The organism is Streptomyces sp. NPDC020681, from assembly GCF_044334895.1.
Classification (GTDB): domain Bacteria; phylum Actinomycetota; class Actinomycetes; order Streptomycetales; family Streptomycetaceae; genus Streptomyces.
Window position 1 is genome coordinate 108640 of sequence record NZ_JBIRTX010000008.1, and the last position, 25087, is coordinate 133726.

Sequence of the window (25087 nt, forward strand, 5' to 3'; positions counted from 1 at the left end):
GTCGCTCGTGAGCCCCTTCACAAGGTCCTGACCCACCTCTGCTACACTGCGCGACCCACGTGACCGAGGTCATGGCACGGCAGGGGAACCACGGTACAAGGGGAAGCGTTGTTCACCCCCCGTGAGCTGGCCCTGGGCTGCCGACCGGAACTGGACCACAGCCCCGGTTCATACCCGCGCAACACAGTCCGCGCCGCCGGGAAACCGCCTCCGCGGGACCAACGGCCGGGCCCCGAAGGGCTTTCGGACCCCCGGAGTGCCCATCAGGGCCCTTTTCCTTGTGAAGAACTTCACGAAGTTCGTCGCGGGCCCGCCACGAAGGGCTCTCTACGCGACCGAGAAGGCGATCCCGTCAAGGATGTCGTGCTCGCTGACGACCACTTCCCGGGCCCCGATGCGCTCCATGATCGCGAGCAGGACGAGGGCCCCGGCGACGATGACGTCCACGCGTCCCGGGTGCATGACCGGGATCGCCGCGCGCTCGTCATGAGTGGCGTTCTGGAGCATCCGGGCGATCTCGGCGACACGCTCGTAGGGGATCCGCGCACGGTGGATCGCCTCGGAGTCGTACGCGTGAAGGCCCAGCGCAATACCCGCCACGGTCGTCACCGAACCGGCGAGTCCCACCAGCGTGCCGGCGCCCCGCAGCGGCACGGTCTCCTCGGCGAGGTCGAGCGCGGCCTCGATGTCCGCACGGATCGCGGCGATCTCCTCGGCGGCCGGCGGATCGCTGCGGACATGGCGCTCGGTCAGCCGTACGCAGCCGATGTCCACGGACCGCGCGGCCTCGACATGCTCGCGGCCGATGACGAACTCGGTCGAGCCGCCGCCGATGTCGACGACGAGCCGCTCCTCGTGGCCGGGAAGTTCCATGGTGGCGCCGGTGAAGGAGAACTCCGCCTCCTGGTCACCGCTGATCACCTCGGGCTCGACGCCGAGGATGTCCAGCACGCCGCGGACGAACTCGTCCCTGTTCTCGGCGTCGCGGGAGGCGGAGGTGGCGACGAAGCGCACCTTCTCCGCGCCGTGCTCCTTGATGACCGCGGCGTACTCGCGGCAGGCCGCGAAGGTCCGCTCCAGTGCGTCGGGGGCGAGACGGCCGGTGCGGTCGACGCCCTGTCCGAGCCGGACGATGATCATGCGCCGGTCGAGGTCGACGATCTCGCCCGTGTCCGGGTCGGCGTCGGCGACGAGCAGGCGGATGGAGTTCGTACCGCAGTCGATGGCGGCGACCCGGGTCACTTGTCGTCCTCCTCGTCGATGCCGAGGGAGCCGCCCTCGTTGGCACCGACCTTCAGGATGTCCTCCTGCGTCGCGAACGGAGTGACGCACGCACCCTTGCGCCACCACTCCGGCAGCATCGCGATGGCCTCGTCCCCGAGCGGGTTCACGCCCGGGCCCGCCGCCAGCGAGTGGCCGACCAGCACGTGCAGGCACTTCACCCGGTCCGGCATGCCGCCCGCGCTCGGGAAGCCCGTCAGCTCCTCGATCGCGTCGCGCCGCGCGATGTAGTCCTCGTGCGCGGCCCGGTACGCCGCCGCCAGCTCCGGGTCCGTCGCGAGGCGTTCGGTCATCTCCTTCATCACGCCGTTCGCCTCGAGCGTGCCGATCGCCGACGCGGCCCGCGGGCACGTCAGGTAGTACAGCGTCGGGAAAGGGGTGCCGTCGGGAAGCCGGGGCGCGGTCTCGACGACGTCCGGCTGCCCGCACGGGCAGCGGTGCGCGATCGCGCGCAGCCCGCGCGGCGGACGGCCGAGCTGCTCCTTGAACGCGGCGATGTCCGCGTCGGTGGGCTCGGTCGGTTCGGTGTGGGGAGGAGGGGTTTCCATGCCTGCGTTCTGTCTTCTCGTGTCTTCTCGTCGAGTGCGGGTCTTCTCGTCGAGTGCGGGACGGGCCCGCGGGTCTAGGGAGTGTCCGCTAAGTATCGCCGTCCGCCCGGAGGGCGGGGCGTGCGGCGTCCGGTGCGTGCGATCGCAAGGCGCCGGTGCGCCCTCGTAGCGGAGCTACTTGGGCGTATCGGCAACGCAGCGAGCGTGCGTGCAGGGCGTCGCATGCCAGGCGAGACTTTGCGGACACGACCTAGCGGCGCGCGTCGGCGTGGTCGACGCCGTCCCACACGTTCGAGTACCAGGGGCGGTCCACGGCCTCTTCCTCGGTACGGCGCTGCTCCGCCGCCTCGGGGTCGATCATCGTGTAGCCGGTCTCCCCCGGCAGCACGAAGTGCAGATGCTCACGGGCCAGCCGCTGGATGTACCGGTCGTCCTGGAGGCGCGCCTTCTCGTCCCGGAGCTGCTCGACCCGCTGCTCCGCCTCGGCCATCCGGCGCTGCTGCTCCTCTATGTCGCCGCGCTGCGAAACGTACTGCCGCATCGGATAGGCGAGCGCCACCACCAGCGAGCAGACCACCAGTGCGAGAAAGGCCGCGCGCCCGGTGAGCCGGGAGCGGCGGGCCTGTCGCCGGGTCTGGGAGCGGTAGACGCGGGCGGCGGTCTCCTCGCCGAGCAGCCGCAGCCTGGTCGCGGTGGAGAACCGTTCCCGGTCTCCTTTGCGTGCCATGGTCTCGCCTCCCCATACGTACGTACGTCCCCGGACACGGTACGGGACCGCGGCCGGGGACGTACGGACGACAGGGCGTCAGGAGCGCGATCAGCCCTTGAAACGCGGGAACGCCGAACGGCCCGCGTACACCGCCGCGTCGTCGAGGATCTCCTCGATGCGCAGCAGCTGGTTGTACTTCGCGACGCGCTCGGAGCGGGCCGGGGCGCCGGTCTTGATCTGGCCGCAGTTGGTGGCGACGGCCAGGTCGGCGATGGTGACGTCCTCGGTCTCGCCGGAGCGGTGGGACATCATGCACTTGAAGCCACTGCGCTGTGCGAGCTCGACGGCGTCCAGGGTCTCGGTCAGCGAACCGATCTGGTTGACCTTGACGAGCAGGGCGTTCGCGGCGCCCTCGTCGATGCCGCGGCCGAGGCGCTCCGGGTTGGTGACGAAGAGGTCGTCGCCGACGATCTGGACCTTGGCGCCCAGCTTGTCGGTGAGGACCTTCCAGCCGGCCCAGTCGTCCTCGAACAGCGGGTCCTCGATGGAGACGAGCGGGTACGAGGCGACGAGCTCCTCGTAGTACTCGGTCATCTCGGCGGCCGAGCGGTCCTTGCCCTCGAACTGGTACTTGCCGTCCTTGTAGAACTCGGAGGCGGCGACGTCCAGCGCGAGCGCGATGTCCTGGCCGGGAGCGTAACCGGCCTGCTTGATGGCCTCGATGATGAGGTCGAGCGCGGCGCGGTTGGAGTCGAGGTTCGGCGCGAAACCGCCCTCGTCGCCGAGACCGGTGGACAGGCCCTTGGTCTTCAGCACGGACTTGAGGGTGTGGTAGACCTCCGTGCCCCAGCGCAGCGCCTCGGAGAAGGACTCCGCGCCGATCGGCGCGATCATGAACTCCTGGATGTCCACGTTGGAGTCGGCGTGCGAGCCGCCGTTCAGGATGTTCATCATCGGCACCGGCAGCAGGTGCGCGTTCGGGCCGCCGAGGTAGCGGAAGAGAGGCAGGTCGGAGGCCTCGGAGGCGGCGTGCGCCACGGCGAGCGAGACGCCGAGGATGGCGTTGGCGCCGAGCGAGGACTTGTCCGGGGTGGCGTCCAGGTCGAACATCGCCTGGTCGATCAGGCGCTGCTCGGTGGCGTCGTAGCCGACGAGCTCCGGTCCGATCTGCTCGATGACGGCGAGGACGGCCTTCTCGACGCCCTTGCCCTGGTAGCGGTTCTGGTCACCGTCGCGGAGCTCAAGAGCCTCGAACGCACCGGTGGAGGCGCCGGACGGAACTGCAGCACGACCCGTGCTGCCGTCGTCGAGGCCAACCTCGACCTCGACCGTGGGGTTGCCTCGGGAGTCCAGGATTTCCCGGGCTACGACGACGTCGATGGACGGCACGAGCATCTCCTTCTGGGATGTGACGCTTGGAGTGCAGGGTCTCATTGGCCTTGCGGCATGAGCCTAACCGGCTCACGGGCATCGGCCCGCCGGTGCCCGCCTCCTGGACATGAACTACCTACCGGTAACAGGAAGAACCCGCAAAAGGCGGAACCCCGGCCCGGCGCGTACGGGGGAATGCGCGCCGGACCGGGGTGGCTGTGGGGACGGGAGTGAGCGGAGTTCTCGGCAGGGTTCGGTGGGCCGCCGGGTCCACCGGAGTCCTGGGTCGAGTCCTCGAGTACTCAGGTCCTCGGGCCTCGGGCCTCGGGTCAGCTCAGGTGGAGCTTCTGGCCCGGGCGGATGACGTCCGCGTCGTCGATGATGTCCTTGTTCAGGTCGAACAGCTTCTTCCAGCCGCCCTTGACCTTCTCGGCCTTGGCGATCTTGCTGAGGGTGTCGCCGGCCTTGACCGTGTACTCGCCGTCGCCCTTCTTGACCGGGGCGGCCGGGCGCTCGGAGCGGGTGGTCGGGACCTCGGCGCGCTTCGGGGCGGGCTTCGCCTGCTGCGTGGGGGCGGCAGAGGCGGTGTCGCCGGCGGAGTTGGCGGCGTTGGACAGGCCGACGCCACAGCTCGGCCACGCGCCCTTGCCCTGGCCCGCCAGGACCTTCTCGGCGATCGCGATCTGCTGCGACTTGGAGGCCTGGTCGGCGGTGGCGGCGTACGCGGTGCCGCCGTACGCGGCCCAGGTGGAGGCCGAGAACTGCAGACCGCCGTAGTAACCGTTGCCGGTGTTGATGGACCAGTTGCCGCCGGACTCGCACTGGGCGACCTGGTCCCACTCGGCGTTGGTCGCGGCGGAGGCCGAGGTGGCGCCGAGCAGCGGGGCGGCGACGGCCACACCGGTGACGCCGGCGAGCGTGGCTATACGAACGGCCTTGGACGGGCGACGGTGCTTGCCCTTGCTGGAAAGCAGCATGGAACTTCTCCTCACCGACGCCTACGAGGTGAGCTGTCGGGTTCGGGCCAAGTGAGTTGCCCGGCCGCGCGTCTGGCACGCGGCTTTACCCCTAGTCGGTCCTTGGCCGTTGCGTACGTCTCTCAACAGCCGGGCCCGGCGCTTACCTTGGTTCCCCCGCTCCTGCCTTCGGCGCTCTGAGCGACGAGTACTCCCCCCGACCGACGGCAGGATTCGGCGTGACGGTCGACGGTGCCCGCGGCGGCGAGCGGTCCGACCGTAAACACACGGCTCCCCGATGTTCAAAGGCGGAACATCGGGGAGAAATCGCCCATCCCGCCCCTTAGGTCACCTGCGTTTCCGCAGGTGAAGTGCGGAATTCCGGATTCGGCCGGGCGAGATGGGTCAGTTGGGACAAAGAGACCCTTGTCTCACTTTCACGAAACCGGACAAAGGGTCCCTAAACGCCGCCTCAACTGCCGTTACTTCAGGCCGAGATCGAGGCTCTGGCCAGGAAGGATGAGGTCCGGGTCAGCGCCGACGGTCTCCTGGTTGGCCTCATAGAGAGGCTTCCAGCCGCCGGTGAGCTTCTGCTCCTTCACGATGCCCCAGAGGGTGTCGCCGGGCTGGACGGTGTACTCGCCGGCAGCGGCTTCGGACGAACCGTCCGCGTTGTCGGAATTACCCGCGTCTTCGCGCGCACTGTCGTCACTTCGCGAGGCATGACGACCACTTTCGCGCTCATTGTCCGCATTGCCCGACTCGGCGGTTTCGGAGTCTTCGGGAGCGGGCTCGCCGCGGTGCTTGCCGCCGGCGGAGTCCGCGGCCTCGCCGCCGGTCGCCGGCTCGGCGGGCTTCCCGGTCGCGTCGCCGGCCTTGGTGGAGTCTGCGGGCTTCGACGCATCCGAGGCGTCCGAGGTGTCCGACGCCTCCGGGTCGGCCGATTCGGCGGGGGCGCTCGGCGAGGCCGAGGGCGGGATCGAGACACCAGGGTCGACACCGGTGTCGGCGCCGTCGTTCCGCAGCCCGGCGAGCGCCGAGCAGGTGGCCCACGCCTCGGGCCCCTGTACGTCGAGGACCTTCTCCGCGATCGCGATCTGCTGCGAGCGGCTGGCGAGATCGGCACGGTCGGCGTACGCCGTACCGCCGAAGTCCTCCCAGGCCTCCTGCGAGAACTGCAGCCCGCCGTAGTACCCGTTGCCGGTGTCGGCGCTCCAGGCGCCGCCGCTCTCGCACTCCGCGACCCGGTCCCAAGTGGCGGCGTCGGCGGCGGAGGCAGAGCCCGCGCCGAGGAGAGGTATCGCGATGGCCGATCCCGTCACCCCTGCCGCGACAACTATCGCCGGAGCCTGGCGGGGTCGTCGGTGTCGACCATTCCCGGAGAGCATGCGGTGACCTTTCACGTGTGACTGCAGATGTACGCGTGTGACGGCAGATGACTGCTGAGACGAGCGTGAAAGTAGTCGCAATCGATCGCACATCACAAGTCGATGCAGCGGAGATCACGTGAAAGTCACAGACTTGACAGAGCGTCAGTTCTGTCGAGCGGTGAACTCAACGGGCAGAGTGCGCAATCCGCGCATAATGAGACCCCCACGCCACCGCAAATCGGCCGGATCGGCCGCAAGCCGCAAGTCCGGCATTCTGCGGAGCAGAGTCGCGAGCGCTGTCTGCCCCTCCAGCCGCGCGAGCGGTGCGCCGAGGCAGTAGTGGATGCCATGTCCGTAGCCGAGATGCTGGTTGTCGCGCCGGGACAGATCGAGGACGTCCGGCTCGGCGAACCGCTCGGGGTCGCGGTCGGCGGCGGCGAGGACGACGAGTACGGGATCGCCGGCCGCGATCCGCTGCCCGCCGATGACCAGCGGCTCGGTCGCGAACCGCCAGGTGGCGAGCTCAACAGGCCCGTCGTAGCGCAGCAGTTCCTCGACACCGGTCTCCAGCAGGCCGGTCTCACCGGCGGCGAGGGACGCCTGAAGCCGCTCACGCTGCTCCGGATGGCGCAGCAGCGCGTACACGCCGTTGCCGATCAGATTGACCGTGGTCTCGAACCCGGCGAACAGAAGAATGAAGGCCATCGCGGCGGCCTCGTTCTCGGAGAGATGCTCACCGTGGTCGCTGGCCCGGATCAGCCCGGAGATCAGGTCGTCGCCGGGATCCTCCCGCTTACGGTGAATCAGCTCGGCGAGATATCCCCGCATCCTCTTCACGGACCGCGCGACGCCACCACGGGGCCCGCCGCCGTGGCGGATCATCATCCCGGCCCAGTCGCGGAAGTCGTCCTGGTCCTCGCGCGGAACGCCGAGGAGGTCGCAGATGGCGTAGATGGGCAGCGGGAAGGCGAACTCGTGGATGAGGTCCGCCTCCCCTTTCTCCGCGAACCCGTCAATGAGCCGGTCCGTCAACTCCTGCACACGCGGGGCGAATTCGGCGACCCGCCGCGGAGTGAACGCCTTGGAGACCAGCCGCCGCAGCCGGGTGTGGTCCGGCGGATCGATGTTGAGCAGATGCGTCATCAACTCGGCCTTGCGCTCGCCCGGAATGCCCGTCTTCCCCTTGGCGTGCGCCGGCTCGTCGTGATGCGCCGGATTCTTCGACAGCCGCGGCTCGGCGAGCGCCTGCTTGGCATCGGCGTACCGCGTCACCAGCCATGCCTCGACGCCGCTGGGCAACCGGGTCCGGTGGACGGGCGCGTGATCGCGCAGCCAGGCGTAGGCGGGGTAGGGGTCGGTGGCGAACTCCCAGGTGAACAGCTCGGGCTGAGCGCTCACTCCCGCGCCTCGTGCGCCTCGGACCCCTCGTGCCCTTCCGCTGCGAGAATCGCGTCGCGGTAGGCGCGGGCCGCGGCGCGCAGAGCGGCTTCCGGGTCGGCGCCGGAGGACTCCGCCTTCAGTGCGAGGGCGAGCAGCTCGTAGCCGATGCCGTCGCCGGACGGCACGGGCACGGTGAGCCCGGACGTACGGACGCGGGAGGCAAGCTTCGCCGCGAGCGCCAGGCCCGGCTGGCCCAGCGGTACGCCGTCGGTGACCGAGTCGCGCTGCTTCTCTATCGCCTTCGTACGGAGCCAGTGCTCCTTCACGTCCTCCGGGGTCTCGGCGTGCTCGTCGCCGAAGACATGCGGATGGCGGTGGATCAGCTTCTCGACGATCGTCCCTGCGACATCGTCGATGGAGAACGGCGCGGCCCCATCCTCCTCGCTGCCTTCCTGCGCGATGCGCGCGTGGAAGACGACCTGCAGCAGCACATCCCCCAGCTCCTCCCGGAGCTCGTCGCGGTCGCCGTCCTCGATCGCCTCGACGAGCTCGTACGCCTCCTCGATGCCGTACTTGGCGAGACCCTTGTGGGTCTGCGTGGAGGACCAGGGGCACTCGTTGCGGATGCGGTCCATGACCTGGACGAGGTCGAGGAGACGGGCGCCGGGAAGGTCGTACGACCCGGGCAGCAGCTCCAGGTCGGGCATCTGGACCCTGCCGGACCCGGCCATGCGCGCGAGCCCGTCGGTCAAGGCTTGGTCGCCCTCGCCGGCGGGGACGACCACGATGGTGGTGCCGCCCTCGCAGGCGCGGACGAGTTCCTCGGCGCTCGGCGCGGTGATCTCGACGGTGATGCCGGCCTCGCGGAGATACGGCAGCTGAGGGTGCCCGTCGTCGGCGCACAGCACCCGGCCGGCGGCGTGCAGCGTCTGCCACGCGGGCCAGGACAGCAGTCCTGGCGCGACGCGGTGGCTGGCGGTGAGCAGGACGATACGGCCGGGAGCGGGTGCTTCTGTGGTCACCCTCCGAACCTACCTCGGGCTAGGCGCCCGACTCGACGGGCTGCTGTTCCTCGGTGACCTGCGCGATCCAGGGGGCCTTGTAGTCGCCCAGCACCAGCTTCCTGTCGTCCCAGGTGCCGAACCGCGGGTTCACGTCGATCTTGAGCGACTTGGCGGCGGCGATGAAGGCGTCGTTCAGCTTCTGCTGGCCCTCGGGGGTGTTGGTCGCACCGAGGGAGGCGGCGAGCTTGCTGACCATGACGTTCCGACGGGCGATGTCATTGAGCTGGTCGGGAGTGACACCCTGTTCCAGATACATGGCGGCGAGCTGCTCCTCCCCACCGGACTGCTGCACCAGGGCCGCCCGCTCGTCCTGGATCTCCTTGCGGCTGACGGTGACGCTCGCGTCGTCGGCGGCGCGCTGGACGACCTCCGCGACGATCATGTCGTACAGCTTGGCGCGGCTGAGCTGCCCGCTGCCCTTGATCAGCTGCGCGGCCTGGGGCGAACGCTCCTGGGCGGTGCGCACATCCTCCGCCTCCGCCTGAACGGTGGACACCTCGATCCGCTCCCCGCCGACGACGGCGGCCGCGCCGGGGTGAGCCTCGTTGCCGCAGGCGGCGAGGAGGGGCGCGGCGACGAGGAGCGCGACGGAGACGGTGAGGGCGGTGCGACGGCGGCGGTGCAAAGGAGCCTCCCGGCGTGATTGTGCTTCGGTGCACAAAGTGCCTGCGGTGATCGATGTTAGGCAGTCTCAGTGGTGGCGGCCACTGATTCACCAAACGATTCGCCCACGGTTGCCGATGCGCCCCGTAGCGGTCAGGGGGCCGCGCACCGGCGTCCACGGCCCCATTCCCCGTCCGTCGAGCCGCTCAGGGCACGACCGACCACGAGACCACGCAGTCGATCGCCGCGTCCATCGAGGCCACCTCACGCTCGGACCCGCTCAGCTTGGTGGACCTGACGCGAAACGCTCCGCCGGCCAGCGGGACGATCCAGAACTCCTCCGAGGCTCTGTCCTGGGCATCCCGTCTGAGGACCAGCGATCCGTGGCTGACGACGGGGAAGAGCACGCGCAGCCGATCTTCGGCATGCGCGGCCCGCAGCAGCGGGCGTTCCTTCTCGAAGATCTCGCGCGAGAGCAGGCGCTCCCACTGGACCGTGACCGGATCCCCGGCTTCGTACGCCTGGGCCAGTGCGGTGTAGCTCATGAACGGGAACCCATCGTGCAGTTCCCTGAGCGTGGCACCGCCGCGCCAGGCGCCCGCCATCCTGACGACCTGCGCGAGATCGTCCGTACTGCCCTCCGCCCACGCATGCACATCGTTGGCGATGCTGACAGAGAACAGCCGTCGGTCCACCCCCAGGCGCACCGAGATCGCTCCCCTGTCTGTCGCCACATCAGCTGCGATGAAGCGGCCGTGACCCCACCGGCCGGGGGTGGTGCGGATCTCTCCCAGGGCGACATCGTCGGACCCCGCGATCCGGCTCATCGCCGCAGCGAGACCACCGAACCGGATGAGGTCGGGGTACAGATCACCGTCCAGGACGTCCGAGGCTCCGGGCCGTGCCGGTTCCTGATCTTCCGCCGCCATACTCGGGAACTCCTCCTTGGCTATCGCCGGCGCCCACAGCCGCACGACGGGCTCGAGTCGGTGACGTGCGGGCGGAGACGAACACCCTGATCCTTCTTGGGGTTGAAGGGGAACCGGCTGCCCCAGTCCGGTTCATCGATCCGCACGCTGTCTCCGGCCTTGTCGTACCACTTGATGCTGTTCCAGTCCCGCTCCCCACTGACAACTGCTCTGGCAATCATCAGCATTTCCTCTTCCGTCGCCTTCGGGGAAGCTCCATGGCGTCCGAGCGCCCTCTCCACCGCTCCTTCGAAGCCATCGGCGGAGAACCCCTTCATGTTCACATGCAGAGTCACGTTCCTGTCCCTGATGGCGTTGTCCACCGGCCCACGCCACGTATCGACGTGCTCGTCCAGGAAGTGCTTGAAGCCTCTGTCCTTCGAGAACTGCCTGTGGTCACCGTCGTCACGCATTCCGAGCGCGACGTCGCAGTTGTGGACGAGGACCGCCGCAGCCCCGGCCGCCACGAAGTACGTGTGCGCCGTGTCCACCGTCAGGTTGTAGACCGCTGCCTGCTGCGTCCACGCCCGGACCGCGTCCACCTGGACCCAGGTGCCGCTGGACGTCTGCAGCCACTGGCCCGGCTTCAGTTCGCCGGCCTTGAGCCACTTCTTCAGGGACGGGGACCAGAAGGGGTGGCCTTCCGTCGCGGTGATCTTGGAGGTGGCGGTGCCTCGCTTGCCGTCCGTGTCGACCGTCAGCTCGACCAGGTGCTTCTCGCCCTTGCCGACGATCGTGTCGGTGACCTCCTCCTTGGAGGTCTTGCCGGTCGTCGGGTCCGTGGCCAGGACCTCGTCACCCTCTTCGACCTGTTCGATGGGTTTGGACGAGCCGTCGGCCATCGTGACCAACGTTCCGGCGACAAAGCTGTTCGAGGCCAGGCACTCCGCCACGCCGACGGCCGTCTCGACCTTCTCGACCGTGTCCTCGACCTTGCCGATCTTGTCGGCGTACTTCGCCGCCTTCGTCGCCATCCGCCCGGCCTTCGCCGCCCGGACCAGCCCCGCACCGACACCTCCCAGCGCCGCCCCCGCCACCGTCGCCACCGCCCAGGCGCATGCCTCCATGTCGCCCTTGGTGACGCAGTTCTTGATGTCGTTGTAGCCCGTCACCTCGGCGACCACGTTGCCAACCGTCTTGACGCCTTCCCAAACCTCGCCCCAGTCGACCGAGTTCTTGACGTCCTCGACGATCGCGCCGACCTGTTCGACCGCCGCCTGGCGGATCGAGTCGACCGCCTTCGCCGCGTCCATGATCACGTCGCGGGCCGAGCTGAGCAGCATGGCGGGGAGGCGGGGGTCGGCGGTGACCACCATCGCGGCGACCGTGATCAGCGGTTTCACCGCGGCGACGATTTCCGGGATCGGGTTGTGCTTGGCGACATAGGCCGCCGCGTCCTTGGCCTTGCGGGTGATCGTCGCCTTCATCTCGTGGACCGCCTGCCGGGCCTGGGCCGCTTTTTCTCTGGCCCATTGGTTGAAGCCCTGTCTGCGGATGTCCTTGGCGATTCTGATGCCCGCGTCGACCACCCGCTTCAGGCCGGAGGCCTTGTACGCCCACTTCAACCCCGCGCCCGCGAACCTCGTGGCGATCCTCAGCGCGGAGAGCGGGTGGCGCACCGTGTAGACCACGGCGCGTCCAACGGCCTTCGCGCCCTTGACCGCCGCGCGGACGTACTTGTTCTTCTTGACCTTGTTCCAGGTCTTCTTGCACCAGCCGCAGCTCGGCCAGTGGCCGTCCGGGTCGGTGTAGTCCATCGGCGCGCCCGCGCCGTAGGTGTAGCGGTTCGCCAGGATCGAGGCGCCCGACGCGTAGTTGTACGAGTCGCGCGAGTCGAAGACGCCGGTGCCCGGGTCGTACCAGCGCGCGCCCATGTTCACCTGGTCGGTGTCCGGGTCGGTCCAGTCGCCCTGGTAGCCGGCGTTGCCCGGCATGTCCGTCTCGGCCATCGCCGCGCCGAACGGGTCGAACGCCGTCGACGTCGTCAGCGAGGTCGCCGCGCCGTTGGTCGGCGACATGTTGCCGACCACGTCGCCGTGCTTGTCGTCGAGCGTGAGCTGCGCGGGACCGGAGCCTTCGGAGACCGAGAGGAGCTCGTCCGCCGCTCCGCGCCCGTACGTGGAGCCGTTGTCCTTCACCGGGTCGGGCGTGAAGCCCGCGTAGGCGAAGTCGACGCCGTTGCGCGCGGAGACCCGGTCCAGCGAGTCGTAGGTGTACTCCGTGCCGGACTCGCCCGCCTTGGTCATGCGGTCGAAGGCGTCGAACGTGAAGTTCTCGGTGAGTCCGGAGCTGGTACGCGTGGACAGCGTGCCGCGCGCGGTGTGGTCGTACGTGTAGTCCCCGTCGGAGAGCAGCCGGTTGCGTTCGTCGAACGTCGCGGTCTTGTCGCCGTTCTTGACCCGGTTGCCGCTGTCGTCCCAGCCGTACTCCGTCGTCTTGCCGTCGCCCGTCCAGGACGTGAGCCGGCCCGCGTCGTCGTAGTCGTAGGTGTTCGCCCCGGCCTTGGCCGTGCCGACGGTCGTCTTGGAGGTGAGGTGGTCGTCCGAGTCGTAGCCGTAGTCGACGGCCGCGACCGTCGTGCCGCCGCTGCTCTTCGTGGTGTCGGTGTCGATGCGGCCGAGGTCGTCATAGGTGAAGGAACGCGACTGTCCCGCACCGTAGTTGACGTTCTTGACCGCGCCCGCGCCGTCGTAGCCGTAGCTCTGCGAGGTGCCGGTGAGCGGGTCCTTCGCCGAGTTCAGCTGCTGCTTGACATAGCCGAACTGTGCCGTGCCCGCCGCGTCGGTGCGGCTGGTGAGCTGGCCGTCGTTGTTGTAGTCGTAGCTCGCCGTGCCCGAAGGGCCGTCCGCCTTCAGCAGTGCGCCGCGGTCGTTGTACTCGTAGGTGTTGTCGCCCTTCGGCGACGACGCCTTGGTGAGGCGGCCCGCCGGGTCGTACTGGAACCGCTTCTCCGGCGTCGTGGTCTCCGCGCCCGAGCCGGTCTCGCGGACCAGCTCACCGGCCTTGTCGTACTCGCGCTCGCGCAGCACGCCGCCCGGTGCGGTCAGCTTCACGGCCTGGCCGGCCTTGTCGTACGCCGTCGTCCAGGTACGGGACTCGGGCGCGGGGTCGCGCGCGGTGGACGGTTCGATCACCGATTCGGCGAGGCCCAGGCTGTTGACCGTGTAGACGGTCTTGTTGCCGCGGCCGTCGGTGTACCGGGTGCGGTTGCCGAGCGCGTCGTAGCCGAAGGACGTGGTGATCGACTTGGTGTCCGAGACCGGTTCGGTCTGGCCGGTGAGGCGGCCGAGCGCGTCGTACGCGTAGCTGGTGGTGCGGTTCAGCGGGTCGGTCGACGTGGTGAGGTTGCCGACCGTGTCGTATCCGTAAGTGACCTTCCGCAGCTGGCTGTTGGTGGCGTCGAGGTCCGCGTCCTGGACCAGCCGGCCGAGCCCGTCGTAGAGCTTGGACGAGGTGCGGCCGAGTCCGTCGGACATCCGGACCTGGCGGCCGATCATGTCGTAGCCGAGCTGAGTGCTGACACCCGACGGGTCGACCGAGCGCGTCAGCTGGCCCAGCGCGTCATAGGTGAACTGGGAGACGCCGCCGCCGGGCGCGGTCTGCTTGACCACATTGCCCGAGTCGTCGTACTCGTGGCGGGTGGTGAAGGCTCCCGGCTGCGGCTTCCGCTCGATCTGGGTGGAGGTGACCGGGCGGTCCAGGTCGTCGTAAGTGGTCTCGGCGCGCGAGCCGTTCGGGTCGGCGACCGAGAGGACCTCACCGGTGCGGGTGTAGCTGTACTTCCACTGTGCGCGCTCGTCGCCCGTGCCGACCGGTGTGTCCTTGACGGTCATCCGGTTCTGGCGGTCGTAGCTGAACTTGGTGACGCGGCCCAGCGGGTCGGTCGTCTCGGTCACATTGCCGAGCGCGTCATAGGTGTTGGTGACCGTCGGAGTGACGGGCTGGGCCGAGCCGGGCGCCGTGTAGGCGGGCGCGGTGCTCGTGACCGTCCGGCCGAGCCGGTCGTAGGTGGTGCGGTTGACGTTGCCGAGCGCGTCGACCGACTCGGTGACGGCGCCGAACGTGTCGTAGCCGGTGTAGGTGGTGGGCCGGGACGAGACGGGCGCGGAGCCGTTCGACTCGGTCTGGACGGCGGGCGCGGTGACGGACAGGGAGCGGCCCAGTTCGTCGTAGGCGTACTCCGTCTTGTTGCCGCCCGAGTCGGTCTTGGACTTGATCAGGCCGCGCTGGTCGTACTCGTAGACCGTGGAGCGCGGGCTGGCGCCGTTCTCGACGGTCTCCTGCTTGGCGTTGCCCGCGTCGTCGTAGACATAGCGGACCGTCTCGGCGGTGACGCTGGTCGGCCACGGCACGTTGGACGGCTGGCCGCTGGATGCCGTGGTCTCCACATTGCCGGCGAGGTCGTAGGTGAAGGTCGTCCGGCGCGCGAGCCCGGTCGGGTCGGTGACCGTCGACTTCTCACGGCCCACGGCGTCGTAGGTGTGCTCGGTGACCAGCTTTCCGTTGTTCGACGTCTCGGTGAGGACGTTTCCGGCGCCGTCGTACGTGTTGGACTCGATGACGATGTCGCGCTTGCTGCCGTCGGGGTTGTGGAAGTCCTTCATGGTGATCGACTTGATGAGGTCGTCGCCGTAGTACTGGTAGAGCAGCGTGCGGCCCATCGAGTCGGTGTGCCGGGCGACCCGGCCGCCCATGTCGTACGCGTACGACTGGAGCACCGTGCTGTCGTCGTCGCCCCCGTCGTCCTCCCAGTCGCGCAGCCGCGTCTCGGCGAGCATGTTGCGCGCGGTGTAGGCGTACGAGAAGTGGTTGCCGTTGGCGTCGACCATCGAGGTCTTGTTTCCGAGGACGTCGTAGGTGTACGTCGTCTCGCTGCCCTCGGCGTCGATCGCCTTCTCGGGACGGCCGCGGTCGTCGAGCTCGAAGGTCATCACGCGCGACGGGTCGCCGCCGAGGAGGTCGCTGATCTCCGTGCGCACCACACTGCCGTCGGCGTCGTACGTCGTGACGGTCCGCTGCTGGTGCCTGGCCTGGGTGACGGCGTTGGTCGCCGCCGGGTCGGTGGTGGAGACGACCCGGGAGAGCTTGTCGTACGCGAGCGTCACGGTGATGCCGGACGGCTGGGCGTCCGTGACCACGGTCTCGGTGAGCTTGCGGCCCAGCGCGTCGTAGGTGAACTTCGAGACCTCACCGGACGGTTCGGTCACCTGCGCGAGGTCGCCGCTCTTGAAGTACTGGTAGCGGGTGATCTTGCCGCGCGGGTCGGTGGTGGTCAGCGGCAGCCCGGTGGGTGTGTTGCCGCCGCCGATCGCCGGCTCGGCGCCGGTGGTGTAGGTGTGCCTGACCGAGCCGCCGTCGGGCGAGGTCTGCTGCTGGAGCGCGCCGCTCGGGAAGTACTGGTACGTGGTGCGGAAGCGGTTGTCCGTCGGGCCGGACGAGCGGCCGTCGCGGGTCTCGGTCGGCTGGTCCGCCTTCAGGTCGAAGTCGTCCGTGGTCGCCGGGTAGGTGGTGTACGACGTCTGGCAGTCGTCCTTGGCCCGGCAGGTGGTACGGCTGGTCACATTGCCGCGGTCGTCGTAGCCGAGGCCGACCTTGTCGCCGTTCTCGCTGACGATGCCGGTCTGGAAGCCGTTGTCGTTGTACTCGAACAGGCGGATCGCGACGCCGTCCACCGGATGCCGGATGAAGTCGGGCTCGCTGCCGCCGTCTCCGGGCGGATTGGTGCAGAAGGCCGGGTCGCCCGGATCCGGCTGCGTGCAGATCTCGTCGGGCGGGGTGGTGCCGGACGGCGAGGGCGACGGGCCCTCGCGGGCGACGAGCGCCATCGGCTCGCCGTAGCGCAGCATCCGCGAGGTCATGCCGTCGTACTCGTAGAAGTACGGGGCGTCCAGCGGGTCGTGGACCTCGACGGTGCGGCGCAGGTCCTTGTCGTTGCCGAAGACCGCAGGCGTGCCGATCTTCCAGGTGCCGCCGTGGGTGTCGGTGTACTCCTCGACGCGGTCGCGGGAGGTGTCGTACTGCACCTCGGAGGCGACGCGGCCGGACGGCAGCGTGGTCTTGGTCAGGACGTCGGCGGTGCGGGTGCCTTCGAGGTAGTGGTTGGCGGCGGCCGCGGAGCCGAGCGGGTGGTGGTAGACGGAGACGTCGTCGATGGTGCCCGCGAAGGACTTGGCGCCCGCGGTGCCCCAGCCGGGCCAGGACGCGGGGGTCGAGGCGTGGGCCGCACCGATCTGGTTGAACGTCAGGTCGGTGCCGACCAGCTGCTTTCCGGTGATGGTGCCCGACAGCTTGCCGTCCAGGTACATGGACTGGGTGGAGCCGGAGACGGACAGGACCGCGTGGTGCCACTTGCCGTCGTTGACGTTCTTGGTGATGTCGGTGATGGGCGCGACGGTGCCGGTCCAGAACTGGCCGCGCAGTTTGCCGTCCGTGCCGACGTACAGCGCGGGCACACCGACGCCGGGCGCGGTGCCCCACGCCTTGTTCTGGTAGCCGATCAGCGGTCCGCCGACACCGGTCGAGATGGTCTTGAACCACACCTCGACGGCCGAGTCGCGGCTCTTCTTCAGCGTGCCGGACGGCAGATCGACGCGTGAGCTGGTGCCGTTGAAGGTCGCGGCGGTGCCGGGGTCGCCGGTGATCGCTCCGGCCGCTCCGAGCGTCACATTGGAGTAAGTGCCGCGGTCCTTGCCGAGGTTGGCCTCGATGGTGCTGTTGGCGGCGGCGCCCTCGTCCTCGCCGAGGCGCCAGTACGACTCCGGGCGGGAGTCCAGGACGGCGGTGCGGTAGTGGCTGCCTGCGCCGTAGCCGTACTGAGTGCAGCCGGTCAGCGGGTCGCAGACCTTGTTGAGCACATCGCCGGTGTAGGTGTAGTTCCAGCTCAGCGGAGCGCCGTCGACGGCGTTCGTGGACACCTTGGTGACATGCGCGCCGGTCCAGGTGAAGGTGAGCGAGCGGGAGTTGCGCGGGTTGACCGCGGTCTGGAGCTTCCCGCCGGAGTACGTGTAGTTGACGATGTTGGAGTACTTGTCGGTGATCTTCACCAGCAGGCCGGACGAGCTGAAGTCGTAGGTCGTACCGGACTTGTCCTGGAGCTTGTAGGTGCCGGCGGTCGCGTCGAGGGTCAGCTTGGAGAACCGGCCGGGCGGCGGCGCGAAGGTGCCGTCGGCGTTCTTGCCGAAGCGGACGTCCTGGCCGTCCGGGTAGCGGATGACCACATTGCCGCTGCCGTCGTCGTCCGGAGTGAGCCGCATGTCGTAGCGGGTCGACCAGCCCGCGCCGAAGGCGAGGTCACGCCGCGGGTCGAGGCTGTTGTACGTCCGCAGGAGATGGAGCTCGGGGCCGACACCGCTGATCGAGGCGTCGATCGCCGCGGTGGTGAAGTTGCCGACGTTCGGGTCGAACTCCTTGCCCTGCGCCTCCGAGAGCCGCGAGGTGATCTCCGGCTGCGGGACGGCGGCGACCAGGGCGACCTGCGCGGTCGGCACCTCGTTGGAGGCGTCCTTGACGAAGCCGCGCCAGAGATAGGTCTTGCCCCACTTCAGCCGTCCGGCCGGGACCGGATAGGCGGAGCTCGTCTGGTAGGCGGACGTGGTGCAGCCGGTCGGCTTGCCGTCCTTGTCCGCCTCGCATATCTCCCACTTGTACTGGAGCGTGGAGCCGGGCGGCGCGTCGATGTCGATACCGGCCGCCCACAGCTGCGGGGTGAGCGTCTGCGCCTGGTAACCGTTCGGCGGGAACTGCTCCTTGACCACCGGCGCGATGTCGAAGACCTGGAGCGTGAGCCGGCCCGGCGGCACCTGCTCGTCGGTGAAGACCTTGCCGCCGTGGCGGACCATCGTGAAGTCGAGCATGTACACGCCGGGCGGCAGAGCCTTGATGGTGGCGTCGACCGTGGTCTTCGCGCCGTACGCGACATTGCCGGTGAGCGTGCCCGCGCGCTGCTGGGTGACCAGCTTGCCCTTGGAGTCGTACGCCCGGTACGCGAGGTAGTACGTGCTCGGGGTCCAGGTCTCCGCACCCTTGTTGGTGACGTTGGCCTTCACCTTGCCGGCCTGGTTCTGCAGGACCGGCGGGTCCGGGACGGGCTTGGGGAAGGAGTACGTCGCGCTGTACGGCGAGTGCGTGACGAACAGCTTCGGCGGGTTGGCCGTGCTGTGGCCGGTCAGCTTCTTGAACGAGAGCGAGTCGGACGCCGAAGCCCGCAGCGACAGACCGTTGTTGGCCTGTGTGCCGTCCACCCAGCGCTGCACCAGCTCGCGGCCGCCCTTGCCGAGGTCGAACAGCTCACCGGCCGCCGGGCAGGCGGACTGCGACTGGCCGAAGCCGACATGGCCGTACGCGAAGGACTTGGAGGCGAGCGAGGCGCCCACCGAGGGACCGGGGAAGGAGGTGCCTGTGCCGGCCGTCCAGGACCCGGTCACCGGGTGGACGGAGACGGAACGCGGCTTGCAGGACGCCGAGTCGAAGTTCACGATCTGCAGCTGCGCGCCGAAGATCCGGTGCCGCCGCAGTTCCGTGTCCAGGCCCGGGAAGCCGAGGAAGGAGTAGGTGGCGCCGGTCGGGCTCTTGCCGACATGGAGCTCGCTGGAGCCGACGACGGAGGGGCCGCCGTCCCTGACGTACATGGAGGTGGAGGCGGCGGTGGTGTCGACGGACGGGTCGAGAAGGACCGGGAAGGCACGGGCCGGGTCGTTGAGCCAGCCGCGGTCGACCGACACCTTGAGCGCCTGGCCGCCGTCCTGCTCGACGAGTTCGTACCGCACTGCGTGCGAGACCGCGCCCTTGGCGTCCTCCATGAAGCCGGCCGGGACGACGGCCTTGGTGCGGCCCTCGGCGTCGGCGAGGACGATCCCGCCGTTGCCGGCGCGGGCGGTCAGACCCTTCAGGGTGAGCGGGAAGACGAACCCGGAGGGCGCGTCGGCTGACTTCAGGACCAGGGTCTCCTTGACCCCGCCGGCCTGCGAGTCCAGCCAGACATCGGTGCCGGGCAGGACCTCCTCGTACGCGACCCTGTTGCCGTCCGCGCTGCCCTTGGCGGCGGCGGCGCCGCTCACGCCGTAGCCGAAGGACTCACCGGAGGGGAAGGTGACCGCGGCGAGCTGCGCGGCGTCCGCACGGCCGGCGATCTTCACATTCACGGAGTCGGCGGCGTTGTCCCAGCCGCCGTCCTCCTCGACGAGAGCGGCCTCGATGGGACGCCAGATGCCGCGCGCGTCCTGGTAGTTGATGGGCGTCGTGGACAGCTCGCTGGTGCGGGTGCCGTCCTCGTTCTCGTACGTACGGCTGCGCTGGTCGCGCTCGGAGACGATCTCCTTGCTGGTCCTGCGGTCGAAGCCCTTGAGCTTCGGCGCCGGGGCCGCGCCGACCTCCGCGGTGTTGCTCCGTGCGGCGGGCCGGGCGACGGCCGGGCTCTTCAGCGGGTACTTGGCGCGCAGCGACTGCGGGGCCTCGGTGTTGCCGGGCCCGCCGACGAGATGACCGCGCCCCTCGGCACTGCCCCAGCGCTGGCCGGGGCCCTTGGCCGCGTCGGGCGCGTCGGGGAGGAACGGGAAGCCCACGCCCGCGATGGCCAGCGAGCCCACGGCCAGCACCATCGCCACTGCGACGCCGATGACCTTGGCCCAGCGGCTGCGAACCAGCCTGGCCATACGGAAATTGCGCGCGAGTCTCCGGTACACCGGCGTCCCCCCACAGAACGTATTCGAATGAGCACACGAATCCTGCCGGGTTGTGATGACCATGTCGACTAGGTGCGGTGACCATTCACCCGAGGTTCACCGGACCGTGATCAACTGTCCACGATGTCTGTGACCGGGCTCACCAACTGCCGTGCTGTCGCGCCCACTTGACGTCGTTTCTGGTGATCGTCTGGCTAATGTGTCGATGCCAGGAGACCGATCCAACGCTCCTGGCTCATGAAACTGCCAAAGGGGGGCACTTCATCATGTCGATCACCACGTCCCGCGCCCGTCGGCGCTGGATCACCGCGGCCGCGACGGCCGCCACCGCGCTGCCGCTGCTCGTGGCACTCCCGGGCACGGCACACGCCGCCGACTCGGCGACCTGCCCGGCCAACGGACGCACATACGTCACCAACGCGGCCGGCGATCTTCTGCAGTACAAGATGGCGAACCCGCTCGCCGGATCGACGTTCTCCGGCTACGAGAAGGTCGGCGCGGGCTGGGGGGGTTACGGCAAGGTACTCGCCGGTCCGAACGGCGAGTTCTACGCCTTCAAGTCGGACGGCACCTACTACGGACACCGCACCGAAGCAGGCACCTGGGACGTCAATCCCAAGAGAGTCAGCACGGCTCTCGGCTGGCTCGCGAACGCCGCGGACCGCGAGCAGGCCACCGTCGACCGGGCGGGCTGGCTGTGGGTGGCCGACAACCTGGGCCAGCTGTACGCCTACCGGTACGACTCCACGATCAACGGTCTGAAGTCCCTGAAGATCCTGGACAAGGGCTGGGACCGGTACAACCTGATCACCGCGGGCGACTCGGGCGTCCTGTACGGCCGGGCGACCGACGGCAAGCTCTACCGCTCCCGCTACGACTTCACCAGCCAGCGCTGGATCGAGCGGCATGTCCTCGTCGGCTCCGCGGCCTGGGGCAACTTCAAGACCATCACCGCGGGCGGCGGCGACACCGTGGTGGCCGTGGAGACCTCCGGCGAGGCGCTGTACTACCGCTACGACGAGAACACCCGCACCTGGCCGGTCGTCGCGAAGGAGGTCGCCGCCGGCGGCTGGCAGAACTTTCCCAACGTCACGTCCCGGCCCGACAATTGCAGCCTGACCGGCAACCACACGCCCGCTGCGCCTTCGGTCCCGCTGGAGAACTACAGCCGCACCACGGTCGTCCAGGGTTCCAACGGAAAGCTGGAGCTCGCCTACACCGACAACATCGGCCGCCTCGTGCACGGCCGCATCGCCGACCCGTCCGATGTCAACAGCGTCCAGTGGACGACGATTTCGGAGAACGAGGCCTTCACGGGCCGGCCGACGATCAGTGAGCAGCCGGACGGCCGGGTCGTGGTCACCGCGCACAACACCTCGGGCGGCATCTGGCAGCGCACCCAGAAGGACCCGGGTGGCGTCGACTGGTCCGCCTGGACCGACCTGGCCGGGGCCATGGCCCAGCACGCGGTCACCGCCAGGACGTCGTCCGGGCTGCTGGTCCAGTTCGCCGTGGACGCGAGCGGCGCGCCCTGGTACCGGATCCAGCAGAAGACCAACGCGGAGTTCCTCGGCTGGATGCCGCTCTCCGGCACCAGCTTCACCGGTCCGCTCAGCACCGTTGCCGTACGTGACGGCATCCAGCTCTTCGGCAGGAACGCGGACGGCACGCTGTCCACGGCGCTGTTCAAGGAGGACGGAACCCTGTCGGCCTGGACGGCCATCGGCGGCCAGACGTTCAGCGGCACTCCGGCCGTCGTGATCTACCCCGGCTATCGCATCCGGATCTTCGCGACCGACGCCGCCGGCAAGCTCGTCACCACCACGCAGTCCGCCGAGGCCGGTCCGTACGGCGAGTGGACCCACGTCGGCGACTCGGCGCAGGAGAACGGCTCCCCGATCGACCCGCTGACCGTCGAAGGGTCCCCCAGCGCGGTCATCTCACCGGTCACCGGCAAGACGGAGATCGTGGTCCGCGGCGCCGACGGCCATGTCTACAACACCGGTGAGACCGCACAGGGCAGCGGCTCCTGGCGGACCTGGCAGAAGGTCGGCCAGGAGACCGCGGCCACCGAGCCCACCGCCTTCACCTACACGAACGCCACCGGTCCGACCTGGGCCTACGTCTTCCGCACCACCGACAACCAGACGCGCATCTACCAGGTCTCCTGAGCGTGCCCCTTCGTCCGGGGGCGGCCGGACCGGCCGCCCCCGGACGTCCCACGACACCCACACACCAGACACCAAGACGGGGAGAACGCATGACCGACGCGAGCCGGGACCGGCTCAGGCGCAGGACCTTCATCCGGCTGGCGGGAGGCGCCGCGACCGGGGCCGCCCTGGCGTTCGGCGGCCCCTTCGCCGTGCCCGCGCACGCCGACGACGTCCCCACCGCCCTGCCCTTCGACTTCAGGACCAGCGGCTACACCTGCGCGGCGGACGTGCCGGACGTGATGCAGCCGTGGCGGGACCGGAAGGCCGAGCGCGTGGACACCGCGCCGCACGACGCCGACGGGGTCAGGATGTTCGAGGTGGACGGGGTGCTGTACGACCACCCGGTCGGCCAGATCCAGTTCGGTCTCCAGAACATCACCAGCTACCGGCAGACGAACGACGTCTTCTACCTCGACCGGGCCAGGGCCCAGGCCAAGCGGCTGATGGACCGCCGTACGGAGGCACGCGGCGCCTGGTACTTCCCGTATCCCTTCGACTGGGCGCATGCCGTGCACACGGGGATCGCCTACCAGGCACCGTGGTATTCGGGCATGGCCCAGGGCGAGGCGCTGAGCCTGTTCGCACAACTCGTGCAGCTGGACGGGGTCTCGGAGGAGGAGCGGGCCGGTTACCGCATGGCGGCCGACGGTGCGTTCGCGTCGCTGCTGCGCGGGGACGACGCAAAGCCCTGGGTGGTCGCCAAGGACGGTGCCGGGTATCTGTGGATCCACGAGTACCCGATGGACGCGCCGGGCACGTCGGACTACACGTACAACGGCTTCATGTACGCGGCGCTCGGCCTGTGGGACTACCACCGGCTGACCGGGAACCTGCTGGCGCAGCAGCTCTTCGACGGCGCGCTGACGACGTTCGACGCGTACTTCGGCGCCATGCGCAACAAGAGCTGGATGTCGGACTACTGCCTGACCCACAGCATCCCGACCGCGTCCTACCACCCGGTCCACATCAATCTGCTGCGCCAGTTGCACTGGCTCTCCGGCAGCGTCCGGCACGCCTACCTGTCGGACGTGCTGATGGACGACTATCCGCACCCGAACCTGGGCACGGACGGCGGCACGGTCGCCTTCGCGGCGGGGCCGTACTCCTTCTACAAGTTCGACGGCGCGGGAGCGGTCACGGCGACGAAGGACGTGACCTTCGCACGCGACACGCAGGCGCCCGCCTCCCTGCGGGTGCGCATCGAGGGCCGTGGCGTGCACTACCTGATCAAGGAAGGCGCGTACACGGGCTGGTACGTGCCGGAGTACTTCCCCAAGGTGTATCTGCTCGGCGAGTGGTTCCGGTCCGTGTACCGGCCGCAGCGCGTCGCCACGTTTCCCGCGAACCAGAGCATCACCTGCTACAAGGTGGCGGCGGACGGTGCGGTGGAGGCCACGAAGACGGTGGAGTTCGCCAAGGACTCCAACGCTCCCTTCGACCGGAGGTCGATCGTCAACGGCCGGCCCATGGTGCAGATCACCGCCGGCGCGCTCACCGGCTTCTGGGCTCCGTGCGCCCAGGTCCTCACCGACGGACGCTGATCCTCAACGCCGGACGCCGACCGGAGCGGGCTCCTCGCGGGCTCGCTCCGGCTCCGGTCGCAGCATGATCGTCCGGGACACCACGAACGTGATCGGGATCGCCGCCGCCGCCGCGATCAGCGGCGCGTACCGGCTGCCGAAGTGCAGCACGTCCACCAGCAGATAGACCCCGGTCGTCGTCACCACGAAGTTCGCCGCGTTCGTGAGCGGGAACAGCAGGAACTTCCGCCAGGTCGGCCGGGTCCGGTAAGTGAAGTACGAGGTCAGGAAGAAGGACCCGACCATGCTGAGCAGGAAGGCGATCACATGCGCCGCGACATACGGCAGCCAGGTCAGCAGGGCCAGATACAGGCCGTAGTACGTCCCGGTGTTGACCACTCCCACCAGGGCGAATCTGACCATCTGGACCCGGACCGTCATCGTCTTACGAGCTCCCCGTTGTTCTTCTGCCGATCGTCGCCCTGCTGGCGCGGAAGGCCCACGTTGGTGGCCTTCACCAGGAAGTGCGGCCGGCGCTTCACCTCGTAGTAGATACGGCCGACATACTCGCCGACCACCCCCAGCATCAGCATCTGTACGCCGGCGAGTGCGGTGACCACCACGAGAAGGGTGACATACCCGGGGGTGTCCACGCCGTTCACCAGGGCAACACCCACGATCCAGGCGGCGTACGCCATGGCGATGGTGACCAGCAGCAGGCCGAGATAGACCGCGGCGCGCAGCGGCTTGTTGTTGAAGGAGAGCAGGCCGTCGAGGCCGTAGTTGAGCAGTTTGCCGAAGCTCCATTTGGACCGGCCCTGCTCACGCACCGCGTTCTCGTACTCGAAGGTCGTCGTGCGGAATCCGACCCAGGCGAAGAGACCCTTGGAGAACCGGTTGTATTCGGTGAGTTCCAGGATCGCGTCGACGGTGCGGCGCGACAGCAGCCGGAAATCGCCCACGCCGTCGACGAGTTCGACGTCGACGAGCCGGTTGATCAGCCAGTAGTAGGCGCGCGCCGTGAGCGTGCGGGTGACCCGGTCGCCCTTGCGCGTGCGGCGGGCGATGACCTGGTCGAAGCCCTCCTCGTGCAGCTTGAGCATGCGCCGCACCAGCTCCGGCGGATGCTGGAGGTCGGCGTCCATGATGACCACCGCGTCACCGTCGGCATGCTGGAGGCCGGCGAGCATCGCCGCCTCCTTGCCGAAGTTGCGGCTGAAGGACACATAGCGGGTACGAGGGTCGGCCTCGGCGATCTCCTCGAGGAGAGGGAGCGTCCGGTCCTGGCTTCCGTCATCGACATAGACCAGCTCGAATTCCTGCCCCAGCAGGACGAGTTCCGCGGTCACATGGTCGTGGAAGCGGCCGATGATCTCCTCTTCGTTGAAGCACGGGACAACTATCGAGATCAGCACGGAAGAACA

The 25087-nt window shown here is 68.9% G+C and carries 15 protein-coding genes and 1 riboswitch; of the genes, 2 read left to right on the forward strand and 13 right to left on the reverse strand.

Features of this window, described 5'->3' with window-relative positions:
* Positions 1 to 327: 327 nt before the first annotated feature.
* The 11 genes from ACH4YL_RS20710 to ACH4YL_RS20760 form a co-directional block, all read right to left on the reverse strand.
* On the reverse strand, positions 328 to 1242 hold the full coding sequence (locus ACH4YL_RS20710; RefSeq protein WP_398508841.1) for an exopolyphosphatase: 915 nt from the start codon (positions 1240 to 1242) through the stop codon (positions 328 to 330).
* Positions 1239 to 1829, reverse strand: coding sequence for a DUF501 domain-containing protein (locus ACH4YL_RS20715; RefSeq protein WP_398508842.1), 591 nt, complete (start codon positions 1827 to 1829; stop codon positions 1239 to 1241). The genes ACH4YL_RS20710 and ACH4YL_RS20715 overlap by 4 nt, the downstream gene beginning before the upstream one ends.
* A 250-nt stretch (positions 1830 to 2079) precedes the next feature.
* A complete protein-coding gene (locus ACH4YL_RS20720; protein WP_398508843.1) occupies positions 2080 to 2556 on the reverse strand; it encodes a septum formation initiator family protein in 477 nt (158 codons plus the stop codon).
* A gap of 90 nt (positions 2557 to 2646) precedes the next feature.
* Complete coding sequence (gene eno, locus ACH4YL_RS20725) at positions 2647 to 3933, reverse strand: phosphopyruvate hydratase (protein ID WP_398508844.1); 1287 nt, start codon at positions 3931 to 3933, stop codon at positions 2647 to 2649.
* Positions 3934 to 4238: 305 nt separating this feature from the next.
* A complete protein-coding gene (locus tag ACH4YL_RS20730; RefSeq protein ID WP_398508845.1) occupies positions 4239 to 4886 on the reverse strand; it encodes a transglycosylase family protein in 648 nt (215 codons plus the stop codon).
* A 3-nt stretch (positions 4887 to 4889) separates the two neighbouring features.
* Positions 4890 to 5070, reverse strand: a riboswitch (cyclic di-AMP (ydaO/yuaA leader).
* 277 nt (positions 5071 to 5347) lie between these two features.
* Complete coding sequence (locus ACH4YL_RS20735) at positions 5348 to 6253, reverse strand: transglycosylase family protein (RefSeq protein WP_398508846.1); 906 nt, start codon at positions 6251 to 6253, stop codon at positions 5348 to 5350.
* A gap of 144 nt (positions 6254 to 6397) precedes the next feature.
* Positions 6398 to 7633, reverse strand: coding sequence for a cytochrome P450 (locus ACH4YL_RS20740; protein WP_398508847.1), 1236 nt, complete (start codon positions 7631 to 7633; stop codon positions 6398 to 6400).
* Positions 7630 to 8637 (reverse strand): nucleoside triphosphate pyrophosphohydrolase, encoded by a 1008-nt coding sequence (locus tag ACH4YL_RS20745; protein WP_398508848.1) that lies wholly within the window; start codon positions 8635 to 8637, stop codon positions 7630 to 7632. Before ACH4YL_RS20745 ends, ACH4YL_RS20740 begins: the two co-directional genes overlap by 4 nt.
* 19 nt (positions 8638 to 8656) lie before the next feature.
* A complete protein-coding gene (locus tag ACH4YL_RS20750) occupies positions 8657 to 9304 on the reverse strand; it encodes a SurA N-terminal domain-containing protein (RefSeq protein WP_398508849.1) in 648 nt (215 codons plus the stop codon).
* Positions 9305 to 9488: 184 nt separating this feature from the next.
* Complete coding sequence (locus ACH4YL_RS20755) at positions 9489 to 10211, reverse strand: DUF6193 family natural product biosynthesis protein (protein ID WP_398508850.1); 723 nt, start codon at positions 10209 to 10211, stop codon at positions 9489 to 9491.
* A 20-nt stretch (positions 10212 to 10231) separates the two neighbouring features.
* Positions 10232 to 19900, reverse strand: coding sequence for a polymorphic toxin-type HINT domain-containing protein (locus ACH4YL_RS20760; RefSeq protein ID WP_398508851.1), 9669 nt, complete (start codon positions 19898 to 19900; stop codon positions 10232 to 10234).
* Between the two features lie 296 nt (positions 19901 to 20196).
* Here ACH4YL_RS20760 and ACH4YL_RS20765 point away from each other — a divergent pair, with 296 nt between their 5' ends.
* Together ACH4YL_RS20765 and ACH4YL_RS20770 are read left to right on the forward strand one after the other, a co-directional pair.
* Positions 20197 to 22101 carry a tachylectin-related carbohydrate-binding protein gene (locus ACH4YL_RS20765; RefSeq protein ID WP_398508852.1) on the forward strand — a complete coding sequence of 635 codons (1905 nt, stop codon included), beginning with the start codon at positions 20197 to 20199 and terminating at the stop codon, positions 22099 to 22101.
* 89 nt (positions 22102 to 22190) lie between these two features.
* A complete protein-coding gene (locus ACH4YL_RS20770; protein ID WP_398508853.1) occupies positions 22191 to 23684 on the forward strand; it encodes a D-glucuronyl C5-epimerase family protein in 1494 nt (497 codons plus the stop codon).
* Between the two features lie 3 nt (positions 23685 to 23687).
* Here ACH4YL_RS20770 and ACH4YL_RS20775 read toward each other — a convergent pair whose 3' ends face one another.
* Complete coding sequence (locus ACH4YL_RS20775; RefSeq protein ID WP_398508854.1) at positions 23688 to 24104, reverse strand: GtrA family protein; 417 nt, start codon at positions 24102 to 24104, stop codon at positions 23688 to 23690.
* Complete coding sequence (locus ACH4YL_RS20780) at positions 24101 to 25078, reverse strand: glycosyltransferase family 2 protein (RefSeq protein ID WP_398508855.1); 978 nt, start codon at positions 25076 to 25078, stop codon at positions 24101 to 24103. Before ACH4YL_RS20780 ends, ACH4YL_RS20775 begins: the two co-directional genes overlap by 4 nt.
* Positions 25079 to 25087 lie beyond the last annotated feature (9 nt).

What these genes read in the sequence shown, in the direction of transcription:
- ACH4YL_RS20715 (WP_398508842.1), bottom strand. Translation starts at nt 1,829, where the DNA reads ATGGAAACCCCTCCTCCCCACACCGAACCGACCGAGCCCACCGACGCG.
- ACH4YL_RS20720 (WP_398508843.1), bottom strand. Translation starts at nt 2,556, where the DNA reads ATGGCACGCAAAGGAGACCGGGAACGGTTCTCCACCGCGACCAGGCTG.
- eno (WP_398508844.1), bottom strand. Translation starts at nt 3,933, where the DNA reads ATGCTCGTGCCGTCCATCGACGTCGTCGTAGCCCGGGAAATCCTGGAC.
- ACH4YL_RS20730 (WP_398508845.1), bottom strand. Translation starts at nt 4,886, where the DNA reads ATGCTGCTTTCCAGCAAGGGCAAGCACCGTCGCCCGTCCAAGGCCGTT.
- ACH4YL_RS20735 (WP_398508846.1), bottom strand. Translation starts at nt 6,253, where the DNA reads ATGCTCTCCGGGAATGGTCGACACCGACGACCCCGCCAGGCTCCGGCG.
- ACH4YL_RS20755 (WP_398508850.1), bottom strand. Translation starts at nt 10,211, where the DNA reads ATGGCGGCGGAAGATCAGGAACCGGCACGGCCCGGAGCCTCGGACGTC.
- ACH4YL_RS20760 (WP_398508851.1), bottom strand. Translation starts at nt 19,900, where the DNA reads ATGGCCAGGCTGGTTCGCAGCCGCTGGGCCAAGGTCATCGGCGTCGCA.
- ACH4YL_RS20765 (WP_398508852.1), top strand. Translation starts at nt 20,197, where the DNA reads ATGTCGATCACCACGTCCCGCGCCCGTCGGCGCTGGATCACCGCGGCC.
- ACH4YL_RS20770 (WP_398508853.1), top strand. Translation starts at nt 22,191, where the DNA reads ATGACCGACGCGAGCCGGGACCGGCTCAGGCGCAGGACCTTCATCCGG.
- ACH4YL_RS20775 (WP_398508854.1), bottom strand. Translation starts at nt 24,104, where the DNA reads ATGACGGTCCGGGTCCAGATGGTCAGATTCGCCCTGGTGGGAGTGGTC.